The sequence below is a fragment of the Winogradskyella arenosi genome (assembly GCF_003337305.1).
In the GTDB taxonomy this organism is placed as follows: domain Bacteria; phylum Bacteroidota; class Bacteroidia; order Flavobacteriales; family Flavobacteriaceae; genus Winogradskyella; species Winogradskyella arenosi.
In genome coordinates, this window is the sequence record NZ_QPJO01000002.1 from 464,235 (window position 1) to 476,763 (window position 12,529).

The window sequence follows — 12,529 nt, forward strand, 5'->3', positions numbered from 1 at the left end:
GCTTCTATAAATAATTAGAAGCTATTTTTTAGCAGTTTTTATTCCGAAAAATCTCTAGTGTTTTTGGGATGTGGTTTGCATCTCTTTTTTCAAAAATTTAGCGGTGTAACTCTTCTTGTCTTTAATGATCTGTTCTGGAGTACCTTTTGCGACTAATTGTCCGCCACCTTTTCCGCCTTCGTAACCAATATCTATAATATAGTCTACGGTTTTTATAACATCGAGGTTGTGTTCAATAATTAAAACGGTATTCCCTTTATCAGCAAGTTTATTGAGGACTTTCATTAAAACCCTAATGTCTTCAAAATGTAATCCTGTAGTGGGTTCGTCTAAGATATAGAAAGTATTCCCTGTGTCGCGTTTACTCAGCTCTGTGGCTAGTTTAATACGTTGGGCTTCACCTCCGGAAAGTGTTGTGCTCTGTTGGCCCAGGGTAATGTAGCCTAAACCAACGTCTTTAATGGTTTTAAGTTTTCTATGGATTTTAGGAATATGCTCAAAGAAACCAACAGCTTCTTCAATAGTCATATTTAAAACATCACTAATTGATTTTCCTTTATATCGAATCTCTAAGGTTTCTCTATTGAAGCGTTTCCCTTGGCAGGTTTCACACTCTACATATACATCGGGTAAAAAGTTCATCTCAATAACACGTAAACCGGCGCCTTGACAAGTTTCGCAACGTCCGCCTTTCACATTAAAGCTGAAGCGCCCTGGTTTGTACCCACGAATCATCGCTTCTGGAATTTTGGCAAACAGGCTTCGTATTTCGTCAAACGTTTTTGTATAGGTGGCAGGATTACTTCTTGGGGTGCGCCCAATTGGAGATTGGTTAATGTCTATAACTTTATCTAAATGCTCTAAGCCCTTAATACTTTTATAAGGCATAGGGACTTTAACACCATTAAAGTAATGTGCATTAAGAATTGGGTAGAGGGTTTCGTTGATTAAGGTCGATTTCCCACTTCCTGAGACGCCAGTAACACCAATCATTTTTCCTAACGGAAACTCGACATCAATATTTTTTAAGTTGTTCCCTGTACAGCCTTTTAAAACTAATTTTTTGCCGTTTCCTTTTCGGCGTTCTTTCGGGATTTCAATTTCACGTTCGCCATTAAGGTAGGCTGCCGTGAGTGTGTTTTGTGATAATAATTCTTTTGGGGTGCCTTCACTGATAATTTCACCTCCAAATTTTCCGGCAAATGGGCCTATATCAATAACATGATCTGCACGTTCTATCATGTCTTTATCGTGTTCTACAACAATGACCGAATTTCCTACATCTCGCAATGAAATTAAAGAGTTAATAAGCTTCTCGTTATCGCGTTGGTGCAGTCCAATACTAGGTTCATCTAAAATATAAAGAACACCTACGAGTTGCGAACCTATCTGTGTGGCGAGTCTAATACGTTGTGCTTCTCCACCTGATAAGGATTTAGAACTCCGGTTTAAGGATAAATAGGTAAGACCGACATCGAGTAAAAATTGAACTCTATTTCTAATTTCCTTAATGATTTCAGCAGAAATTTGTTGTTGTTTTGGTGATAAGCGCTCTAATAAGCCTTCTAACCAAAGTCCAAGTTCTACCACGTCCATATGGGCTAACTCAGCAATGCTTTTTCCGTCTACTTTAAAATACAAGGATTCCTTACGCAAACGAGAACCTTCACAAACCGGACATTCTACTTTGTCCATATATTCTTTAGCCCAACGCGTTAGAGAAGTCGAGTCAGAATTGTATTGACTTTCAATGAAATTAGCAACCCCTTCAAAATCAATTTTATAATCGCGAGTCACCCCTAGCAATTTACTTTCTACGGTAAATTTATCTTTTCCACCGTAGAGAATTATTTGTTTGGCAGCTTCAGGAATATCCTTCCAAGCATCACTTAACGAAAACTCAAAACGTTGTGCAATGGTTTCAAATTGCTTAAAAATCCAACTTTTCTTTTGTGGTCCATGAGGGGCTAGCGCTCCGTTTTTTATGGATAAAGACTCGTCAGGAACGAGTTTATTAGGATTAACCACAAACAGTTCTCCAATACCATTACAATTAGAACAAGCCCCTTTAGGCGAGTTAAAAGAGAAATTATTAGGCTCTGGATTTGGATATGAAATCCCAGAGGAAGGACACATTAGATTACGACTAAAAAATCGTGGTTCGTTAGTGTCTTGATCAATTACCATTAATACATCCTCACCATGATACATGGCGGTATTGATACTTTCCATGAGACGTTTTTCATCGTTCTCGGCGGTATCAATCTTTAAACGATCAATAACAATTTCGATATCGTGGGTTTTGTAGCGATCGAGTTTCATTCCTTTTTCGATATCTACAATAGTTCCATCAGTTCTAACTTTAACGAAACCTTGTTTGGCTATTTGCTCAAACAATTCGCGATAATGCCCTTTACGAGAGCGGATCACTGGGGATAAGATATTAATGCGTTTGCCTTTATAAGCGTCTAAGATGAGGTCTTTAATTTGCTCATCGTTATAGCTCACCATTTGCTCTCCAGTTTCGTAGCTGTAGGCATCGGAAGCTCGTGCATAAAGTAAACGCAAAAAGTCATAAATCTCCGTAATAGTCCCTACAGTTGAGCGTGGTGATTTGCTCGTGGTTTTTTGCTCAATAGCAATAACAGGAGATAGGCCGTCAATTTTATCAACATCTGGTCGTTCTAAATTTCCTAAAAATTGACGCGCATAAGCTGAAAACGTTTCAATATATCGCCGTTGTCCTTCCGCATAAATCGTATCGAAAGCCAATGACGACTTACCACTACCAGATAAGCCTGTTATTACCACTAGTTTTTCCCGTGGAATGGTAACATCAATGTCTTTAAGGTTGTGAACGCGTGCTCCTTGTACTTCAATTGAATCGTTGAATTGGCTCATATTAGGATTATAATCTTTCTTTTTGAGTTGTGCAATCTCTTCTGTGTTAGCCACAGGGTTTGCAAAGGTACAAATTAAAGTGCTTACTTTTAATTACGGCTACGGAGAGCAAAGGGGTCTTATTAAGCTTTTTAATTGTAGGTCATTGTTTAAGTTTTATGGTTTAAGCCATTTAATTTTGTGATATTTGAAATAAATGGAAGGGGCACTTTTTAAGGTTAAAATTAATCTGATAATTAATTTTATTTTTTTAATATTCTTTTGAAGGCCTTTTTTATCTTTAATCTTCTGAATTTAAAACAAAATAACAATATGAAAATAATAGGTATTGGCAAAAACTATGTCAACAGCATATCAGAAATTAGTGCTATAAAAACAGGAGCACAAACGATATTTACTAAGCCAGATTCTAGTTTAGTTACCGGTAATACCGATATCAATTTTCCTAAAATCACCAACCAATTGGCTTATGAAGTAGAGTTAGTGGCTAAAATAGGAAAACGAGGAAAGGACATTACTTTAGATGCAGCAGAATCTTATATTTCTGAATTGGCTGTGGGAATTGATTATACGGCAAAGGATGTACTAAGTGCCAGTAGGGAGAATAAAGGACCATGGGCTTTAGCCAAAGGTTTTGATGGAGCATCTCCTGTATCGGCATTTCAACCCGTATCTAATTTTACAGATCTTAAAGCTATTAATTTCGATTTAAAAATTAATGGTGAACAAAAACAAGTAGGAACTACTGGACTTATGATCTATAGTTTTGCTGAGATCGTTGCTTATGTCTCTTCGTTTATGACCTTAGAAGAAGGTGATCTTATTTTCTCAGGAACTCCAGCGAGTGGTGCAGGATTTGTTGAAAAAGGCGATCATTTACAAGCCTCTATTGAAGGCGAATTGTTTTTGGATTTTAAGATGATTTAATGACGTTTTTAGCTTGATACTTTTATAAATGACAAAAGTTTTAAAAAGTAAATTAAAATGTGGTAGCTCGTGGAGCTACCACATTTTTTTGTTTTAAGTCGTTTTAATGTAAAGACGCTTTAATCCTTACGGTCAATTTTATTGTAAGCACGGATAAGTAATACGGCCCATATCACTACACATACCGAAACAAATATTGAAAACGAGAAAATTATATCATTTGCCTCCATTGAATATTTGTTTTATAAAGATGACTAATCCGAGTATGGTGGGGGCCCACAGGCCTATAAAGATGGCATGTAGCTCATCGCCTCTAAGAAATAAGTATTCGGCCACCACAATAATTAACAAACAAAGTGCTAACATAAAGAGGTTTAAAGGGCCTATTTTTTTAGTAAAATTCATTCAGGTGATTTAATTATGGTTCTAAATTAAATAAAAAAATACAGCCTTTTCATTTTAATGCGCTTAAACTCGTTTTATCTTTGTAAAAAGAGAGAAAGTGATGTTTAAAGCCAAGAAGCCCGATCAAGTTGTTTTTAACGAAGAGACCCAGAAGTATGATGCGGCCTTAAAACCTTACGCGACTAATGTAGGCGCTCCAGCCATAAAAGTAAGTGATAATTCTACTTGGAAAACTAGAAATATCAATAAGGCGAATAAACAAATTCAGGCGCGCTATCTCGAGCTAAAGGCGGAATACGATAAAATGATGGAAGAGCTGGAGTATAATACGCTCGTTTATAATTCGCGCTACACCTTTGAACCGTTGGTTGGAGAAACTTACCATTTGTATCGCGATAAAAAAGAACAGGCCTTTTTATCCATCATCGCTCCACAAGATTGTAATTTTAACCATATAGGGAGTTTTTTGCTGAACAGTGAATTGATTTGGAAAAAAGTTGATCCCGATACAGGACTTCAAGCCACTATGGCTTCAGTGTAACTTGTTTTGTTATTAAAAAGTAATCCTAGTGTAGTTTTAGAAGATCTTTATATGAGATGGATTTGAATAGGCATTCTTCAAAATTAAGGTCCTCTCGTACAGCGAGTAGGATTCTATTTTTTAAATTTGAAAGAGTAAAAGTTGTCCTTCATTTGCAAATAATACACGAATCTGTTCGTGAATTTAGAGGGGCATTCGGAAGAGAATCAGGGTAAATTTTCAGTTTATAAGGCGTCTAATGTTTCTTTTTTAACACTTAAACGTTAATAGAATGCTAAATATCTGATTTTGCAATTATTATAGCGTTTTTGCACATCCAAAATACCGTTCAAGTCGTATATTTAAAATAAATCTATGACGCGTTATGAAACTACTACAAGAATTTAAAAACCGGCTACACAAAACAAGTCCAATTTCAGAAGACGAAAACACTATCGACCCTTTTGATGAATTTAATACTTTAGACACAGATACAAGTTCTAATGATGAAGACATGTTTCTGTTTATTTAAGACTTTAGTTGTAGTATTAAAACCTGTTAAGCACCCCTAAGTTGTGACTTAGAGGGCTTAAGCATGCCATAAATTCAGCTAAAAAAGAATTGTTGTATTACCATTTCGTCATGTGGTTTTTATGAACAACTTTTTTTTATGCTTTAATTATAAACCTCGCTTTTCTTATTTGGCGTAGGGCTTTAATTTTACACAGGTAAAGTCCGCATTGATATCTTCAGAATAAAACAGGTATTAGGTCTTCCAATCCGTATGAGTTAAAATCAAAACCAATTGCAGCGTCTATTTTGTTTGAAAGCCCTTATCTTTAGGTACAATTTAAAATTAGAAAAGAATACTTATGGATATAAAATTAGCCGTACTCATTGATGGAGATAACATTCCGTCGGCTTATGTTAAAGAGATGATGGAAGAAATTGCCAAATACGGAAACCCTACAATTAAGCGCATTTACGGGGATTGGACCAAGCCCCACCTTTCAAAATGGAAAAATGTCCTTTTAGAAAATGCCATTACGCCTATTCAGCAATATGGCTATACCACAGGGAAAAATGCAACTGACTCCGCAATGATTATTGACGCTATGGATATTTTATATTCTGAAAAAGTAGACGGGTTTTGCTTGGTCTCTAGTGATAGTGACTTTACACGACTAGCAACGCGTTTGCGTGAAGCCGGTATGGCAGTTTACGGTATTGGTGAAAAGAAAACGCCAAATCCGTTTATAGTGGCTTGTGATAAGTTTATATATATTGAAATTCTCAAAAATCAGCGTGAAGAACGTCCTTCAGAATCAAGTACAACACCAACCTCACCGAAAAATGATTACGATACTATAACACAAAAAGAAATTAACTTTATTGCCAGCACTATAGATGATGTTGCCGATGACGACGGTTGGGCGTTTTTAGGAGATGTGGGAAGTTTACTGCAGAAGAAACAACCTAATTTCGATTCAAGAAACTATGGTTTTCAAAAATTAACGCCATTAATTAATTCTATTCCCGATTTTGAAATTGAACGTCGTGAAGATTCAAGAGGACGGTCTAAATTAATTTTTGTAAAATTAAAAGACGAGAAACCGAAGCGAAAAAAGAAATAAAGTTTTAGTCAGAGGCAGAAAAAGAACTGTTAAGTCATTAGCTATTAAAAGGCCTCGAGTTCCATTGTAGGGCTTAGAACTGTTGTAAGTGAATTGTAGACAACTAAATTTTAAACTATGGAAAAATTATTAAGAATTATCGGCGCAGCATGGGGCGCTAAGAAAATAGGAGGTGGCAAATGTGGCTGTATCGGAACCTTTTTTGTCTTTATTATTTTATATTGGTTATTAGGTTACGTCTTTAAGGTATTCTAATAAAACGGAAAGACTGTAAAAGTATTCTATACTATTATAAGCAACACCATAAGTACTTAATGGGGTAAAGTAGAAGTGTCTATCTTATTTTTCAAGTTTGTAAAGTGATTTAAACCCCTATGCCAAATTAATTGAAACGAAAAAGGCGCTGAGGTAAAATATAAAAGTCATTTAGGGTACTAACCAATAAAAAAACTTAGTCGATTAGACTAAGTTTTTTTGGTTTAACATATGTTGTTTTATTATAAAGCTGCCATCAGTTCTCCAGCGTCAAGCGCTTTAGAATAATCAGCTTCTACACGGTCCAAGAATCCAAAGAATTTAGAACCGTCTTTTTTCTTTAAAGTCACCGTTACACTACCATCATTTTTAGTCTCTATTTTGTCAATAACTACGGCCTCATTTTCTACAGATTTATAACGTGTTACAACACCTCTTTTTATAAGGATATTGGCCTTTGGAAAATCGATGTGCTTGTAACTTTGTGAAGCAGGCGACTTAACCATTAGATTATCACCAATTTGTGGTGTATTTTGTGCGAATCCTGTTATAAATAGACCTAAAGATAAAAGTGTAAAAAATAGTTTTTTCATAATTAATAAGGTTTAAATTGTTGATATTGGTAAAAATAACAAGATTTTTACACCTTATTTAGTGTTTTTTGTAATTATTAACATTTTTTGAGGTGGTTGTTGCTAAGGGTTGTGAATCTGAGTGTTAGCTGTGTTTTTTTTGCTTAAAATAGCACTTTAATTTGGGGTGTATCCATACAGATTTTGGCTAAAAAAAAGCCATAATACTTACGCTTTATAATAGGGCTTGAGTTCACGTGTTTTTGACTTCAAAATTCTGCAATAAAAAAAAGCAATATTCCCTAGCGGAATATTGCTTTTTTTGGTCTTATTTTTGCTCCGATAAGAGGGCTTTTTAGTAATGAAAAACAGTTGATTAAATTTAAAATTAATGCCCTATATATCTGATAAATTTAAGCCTTTAATATCGGTGAGTTCTATTCCTAAAATCAGTAATTTATGGAATGTTGGAAGTTGGGCAGCACTTTCTGTTTCTGTCCAATCGCTCCAACTAGCCTCTAAACCGTTTATGGGTAAAATTTCAACCCACATTTGAAAGCTAACAGGTTTATACGTGTCATCTAAATGCCATAAGTAGGAATCGCCTGGTGTTGAGCCTCCTGACGTATAGGTAACGAGTAAAGCTTTTTTGTTGTCCTCAGTAGTTACAATGCTACGCTTAACGCCTGAGTCAAATACTTTATAAGGAGCCACTAACCAAAACGAATCATTATTAAAATAACCTTCAGCTTTATGGATGTAATCGTGTTTCTCAATATCGTTATACGCTTCACCGGCAACAAAGACTGTTGAATTATCATGATTTTTTAAATCTAAAATAACCGTGATTTTGTCCCAACTGACCTCGCAGTTTTGTTGGGTTTTATACCATTTATAATGATGTCTTCCACTAAAACTCCACTCTAAATAATCGGTATTTTTATAGGCATCATCATTTAATGCTGAAAGCATGTTATAGGCCAATTCATCGGCTTTTTTTCCTTCTACACCTGTTGGTAAGGGTTCGTTATATTTAAAATACACAAAACCATAAAGGAGTAAAGTAGGAAGGGTAAAGAATATAATAATACCCCCAATAATTTTAAAAATCTTGTTAAGCTGAGATGGTAATGCCACGTTTGTTGTATTGGTTAGTGTTGCAAAGTTACTATAATTAATTCAGCCTACAGTAACCGTAAACCGCACTATTATGAACTGTTTTTAATAGTCAGAATCGTAACCTTTTGGGCGTTTCCAGCGTACGGGTGCTTTAGGTTCTGGTTGTAATTCAAATTCCTGTGTTTTTAATAAGTTTAGGGCTTCTTCAATAGCACGTTCAAGTTGTGGATCTGTGCCTTTAGAAGTTTGCTTGGGATCTTGAATAACTTCAATGTCTGGCGCAACACCTTCACCTTCTACAGCCCATTTTCCATCAACATCATAAAAACCACCGCGTGGAGCTACCATGCCGCCACCATCAATAAACGGTGGGGTATCCCAGGTGCCTACAAGTCCACCCCAAGTTCTGGTTCCAATTAAGGGGCCTATGTTTTTCATCTTAAACATATATGGTAATAAATCACCTCCAGATCCAGCACGTTCGTTTATGAGCATCACTTTCGGTCCCCAAATTCCGGCAATAGGAGAGGTCCATGGTCTTCTGTCATTGGCTTTACTGTTAAAATAACCATAAAGTTCTCGAGACATAATGTCCATCATATAGTCTGCTGCTGAGCCACCACCATTATTACGTTCATCAATAATAACTCCTTTTTTATTTTGCTGTGAGAAGTAGTAGCGATTAAAGGCATCAAACCCTTCTTTACCTGTATTAGGGATATAAACGTAAGCTAATTTCCCCTTAGAGCGCTCATCGACAATTCTTCGGTTATTTTCAATCCACGCTATCGTTCTTAAGGTGCCTTCATTAGTAACAGGTTTTACCAATAGTGTTTTGGCATTCTTTAATGAGGGTTTAGAATTTACGGTTATGGTTATTTCACGGCCCGCGGTTTGTTCTAATAACTGATATGGATTTACAGTTTGGTTTAGCGGAATGCCATTAATTTTTAAAATATAATCGCCTTCCTGGACCTGAAGTCCAGGCTGTGCTAATGGGGCTTTAATATCGGGATTCCAACGTTCACCAGTAAAGCGTTTAGAAATTTTATAATAACCCTTATCTAAAATTAAATCACAACCCAATAAGCCTACAGGAACACGATCTAAATCAGGGAAATCTCCTCCATAGACATAAGAATGGCCAATAGCAACTTCACCACTCATAATATCGAGCACATAGTTGAGATCGGTGCGGTGTCTTACATGTGATATCCAAGGGGCATACCATTTGTAAATTTTATCCCAAGGCGCACCGTGAACATTATCTACATAGAGAAAATCGCGCATAAACCTCCAGCCTTCTTTAAAGATCTGGTGGGCTTCTGCTTTAGGATCTATTTTTATTTTTAAGGTTGTGGCTAGTTGATCTTTTGCTGGGTTTGGGGCTGTTTTTGAATCTGATAACAACCAGCTGCCTTTTTGAAGCAATAGTGTAGACTGACGATCTTTAGAAGTTATCATTTGAACAACGCCATCGGCATAGTCCGTTTTTTCCTGTTGCGCTATATCATAACTAAAGATTTTAAGGCCTTCTTCATTCTGAATTGCTTCAGCAATAAAGACCGTATTTTTAGGCCCTTTTATAAGTTCGGTGTAATTTCTTGCCGGTATGTTTAGCGCAACAGCACGATCTAAAATTCCTTGTTCTGTAATGGTCACGGTTGGGATTTCTTTGTCGTCTTCCGCTTTAGATTGGTCTTTTGGTTGTTCTTCTGTCTTGTGAGCTTCGGTTTCCATATCTCGTTGTGGAAGATTAGGAGCTTTATCTTCAGCATTTAAAACAATGGCATATAAGTGTCGTGTTAATGTGGCTGCAGCATCGTAGTTACTCATATCTAACCAACCGGACTGCAATCCGTAATTGGTGCTCGCTAAAGTGTATAGATATTTCCCAGAAGTATCCCAAACAGGACTAATGGCATCGGCTAAAGGATCTGTAAGTTGAATGGTTTTTTTATTGCTAATGTTATACGCAAAAAGGGCTTTAAAATGACTTTCGGTTTGTTTAGAAAACGCAATCCATTGACTGTCTGGTGACCATACCGGATTCATCGTTCTATTAGGATGAGCGTAACGATCCGTGGCTACAATTCTCGCTTTTTTGCTCTCTAAATTAAGAACCCAAATATTATAATGCGTATCGGTGTAGGCTAAATGTCTTCCGTCTGGCGACCAGTCGGGTTTAAAATAAAACGTAGGATTTGGTAATGGAATTTCCTCTATGTTTTGCCCATTTTGATCAGCAACCATTAATTGATATTCGCCACTCTTATCAGAAAACCAGGCAATTTTATCGCCTTTAGGAGACCAAATTGGATTTCGGTCTGCCACTCCAGGAGATTTGGTAAGGTTTATCCAACTGCCATTCTTTTTAGGAACCGTAAAAATTTCCCCGCGATGTTCAAAAACAACACGTTGGCCTTTTGGCGATAAATTAGGATGACTTAATTGCGGGGCCCTTACGGTTTCCCATTTGGTTCTGTAGAAATTTAAATCGGCCTTAACCTCAATATCTAAGGTGTTGCTTTTTCCTGAACTTGGATGGTAAACATGAAGGTAACCGCCTTGCTCATAAACCAATTGGTTTTGACTAGCATCTAAACTTTTTACGTCGAATTTTTTATGAAAGGTAATTTGTTTTTCTTCCTTAGTTTCAGGATTAAAAGACCAGATATTCATGGTGTAATCTCGCTCAGACATAAAATACACCAAGCCATCTAACCATACTGGATCTAAATGCCGTTCTTTTGTAGGTTGTGAGGTTCTTATTAAGGTTTTTGTTTTTAGATCCACCACCCAAATTGGCATGGCTTGTCCACCACGATAATTACGCCATTCCGCATCCCAACCTGTAATAGGTGTATAAGCTAAATACTGACCATCGGGTGATAATTCTCCATAGGCCGCTCTAGGAATATCGAGGGCTACAGGTAATCCTCCTTGGGTAGAAACGGTAAAGAATTTACTCGTCATAGTGGGCTGACGCTCGCGACTAGAACGAAATAAAACTTCTCCGTTTGGGGTCCAACCTTGAACGTAGTCGCCTTCAGGATGAAACGTTAAGCGTTTTGGTTCTCCTCCTTCCGAAGGAATAACATAGACATCAACATTACCATCATATTCTGCTGTAAAAGCAATTTGGCTGCCGTCGTTTGAATAGTGCGGATTAGACTCATAGCCTTCACCGCTAGTTAACCTAAGGGCTGTTCCTCCGTTAACTGAAGCTTTCCATAAATCGTTAGCGTAAACAAAAACCACATCGTTACCATGCATGGTGGGTTGTCGTAATAATTGTGTGCCTTGCGCGAACATTAAAAATGAGTAGAGCAAAGCGGAAGAGAGCATAAAGAATTTCATACGGTTGTATTTTTAGAGTGCTAAGTTGAGGTTGCGTTTTGGGACATCTAAATATACAATATCACCCGTTATGATAAAGGAAATCAGTCTAAAAAACTTGAGGTAGGCTTAAGAGATCTTGTGTCTTAAGTTCTGTTATAGGAATAAAATGAAGGCATTGTGAGGTGTGGAACCTTGTGTCATAAAGAGAAAACTAAAGAAATGGGAAACCTTAAGAGATTTGAAAGGCTTGTTCTATCTCTAAACGTTTGAGGGTACTAAAGTCCATTAAATCTTCAAAAAACAGGGTGAAATCCTGTTCAAATTCATCATAAAATAATTGAAGTTCTTTGGTGGCTTCATTCATTTTAGATTGGCCCTTGGTGCGTTTGTTCATCCCATTTAAAACTTTTTGGATGCCGTCAATAGAGGCGTAACTTAATAACCAATTGTCTTTAATCATTATGGGGGTAAGCGTTTGAAATCGTGGTGGCAAAATAGTGATGTTTTCCATGAGATCGTTATAGAAATTGGCTACATAAAGCTCTAAGGGAATCGAAGAGTAGGAGGCCCAATTTTTAGCCAGAAAATGATCAAAAAAGATATCTATAATCACACCGCTGTAATGTCCATAGCCTTTATGTAACCGTTTTGTGCATTGTCTAAAAATAGGATGTGCATCTGTATAGGTATCAATTTGACGGTGCAGTAGAATGCCAGCCTGTATTTTTTCAGGATAAGATTGGTAGGTTTTACCTCTAACTCCATCAGCAACAAAATTTCCGATGGCAAGGTATTTTCGGTTTCCTGAGAGGTAGATATGGGCTAAAAAGTTCATATTTCGAAATTACAAATTC

The 12,529-nt window shown here is 36.7% G+C and carries 11 protein-coding genes; 5 read left to right on the plus strand and 6 right to left on the minus strand.

The features are described 5' to 3' along the window. Positions 1–54: 54 nt before the first annotated feature. Positions 55–2,901: an excinuclease ABC subunit UvrA gene (gene uvrA / locus DFQ08_RS06770; RefSeq protein WP_114309690.1), complete on the minus strand. Its 2,847-nt coding sequence runs from the start codon at positions 2,899–2,901 to the stop codon at positions 55–57. Positions 2,902–3,213: 312 nt separating this feature from the next. On the opposite strand from uvrA, the gene DFQ08_RS06775 reads away from it, so the two are divergent. Then, positions 3,214–3,828, plus strand: coding sequence for a fumarylacetoacetate hydrolase family protein (locus DFQ08_RS06775; protein WP_114309054.1), 615 nt, complete (start codon positions 3,214–3,216; stop codon positions 3,826–3,828). Between the two features lie 216 nt (positions 3,829–4,044). Here the strand turns inward: DFQ08_RS06775 and DFQ08_RS06780 are convergent, their stop codons facing one another. Next, complete coding sequence (locus DFQ08_RS06780) at positions 4,045–4,233, minus strand: hypothetical protein (RefSeq protein ID WP_114309055.1); 189 nt, start codon at positions 4,231–4,233, stop codon at positions 4,045–4,047. 100 nt (positions 4,234–4,333) lie between these two features. Between DFQ08_RS06780 and DFQ08_RS06785 the strand changes: the two genes are divergently transcribed. The 4 genes from DFQ08_RS06785 (at position 4,334) to DFQ08_RS16140 (ending at position 6,642) form a co-directional block, all read left to right on the plus strand. Continuing rightward, positions 4,334–4,774, plus strand: a complete 441-nt coding sequence (locus DFQ08_RS06785; RefSeq protein ID WP_114309056.1) for a DUF2452 domain-containing protein — start codon at positions 4,334–4,336, stop codon at positions 4,772–4,774. 364 nt (positions 4,775–5,138) lie between these two features. After that, entirely contained in the window at positions 5,139–5,285 is a 147-nt protein-coding gene (locus DFQ08_RS16135) for a hypothetical protein (RefSeq protein ID WP_181858371.1), read from the plus strand. A gap of 340 nt (positions 5,286–5,625) precedes the next feature. Further along, positions 5,626–6,387 carry an NYN domain-containing protein gene (locus DFQ08_RS06790; protein WP_114309057.1) on the plus strand — a complete coding sequence of 254 codons (762 nt, stop codon included), beginning with the start codon at positions 5,626–5,628 and terminating at the stop codon, positions 6,385–6,387. A gap of 117 nt (positions 6,388–6,504) precedes the next feature. Then, positions 6,505–6,642: a hypothetical protein gene (locus DFQ08_RS16140; RefSeq protein ID WP_181858372.1), complete on the plus strand. Its 138-nt coding sequence runs from the start codon at positions 6,505–6,507 to the stop codon at positions 6,640–6,642. A gap of 242 nt (positions 6,643–6,884) precedes the next feature. Here the strand turns inward: DFQ08_RS16140 and DFQ08_RS06795 are convergent, their stop codons facing one another. From DFQ08_RS06795 to DFQ08_RS06810, 4 genes are all read right to left on the minus strand, one after another. Then, positions 6,885–7,235 carry a hypothetical protein gene (locus tag DFQ08_RS06795; protein ID WP_114309058.1) on the minus strand — a complete coding sequence of 117 codons (351 nt, stop codon included), beginning with the start codon at positions 7,233–7,235 and terminating at the stop codon, positions 6,885–6,887. Between the two features lie 375 nt (positions 7,236–7,610). Continuing rightward, positions 7,611–8,351 carry a hypothetical protein gene (locus DFQ08_RS06800; RefSeq protein WP_114309059.1) on the minus strand — a complete coding sequence of 247 codons (741 nt, stop codon included), beginning with the start codon at positions 8,349–8,351 and terminating at the stop codon, positions 7,611–7,613. An 84-nt stretch (positions 8,352–8,435) separates the two neighbouring features. Next, positions 8,436–11,693 carry a S41 family peptidase gene (locus tag DFQ08_RS06805; RefSeq protein ID WP_114309060.1) on the minus strand — a complete coding sequence of 1,086 codons (3,258 nt, stop codon included), beginning with the start codon at positions 11,691–11,693 and terminating at the stop codon, positions 8,436–8,438. Positions 11,694–11,904: 211 nt separating this feature from the next. Continuing rightward, on the minus strand, positions 11,905–12,510 hold the full coding sequence (locus DFQ08_RS06810) for an acyl carrier protein phosphodiesterase (RefSeq protein ID WP_114309061.1): 606 nt from the start codon (positions 12,508–12,510) through the stop codon (positions 11,905–11,907). Positions 12,511–12,529: the final 19 nt, after the last annotated feature.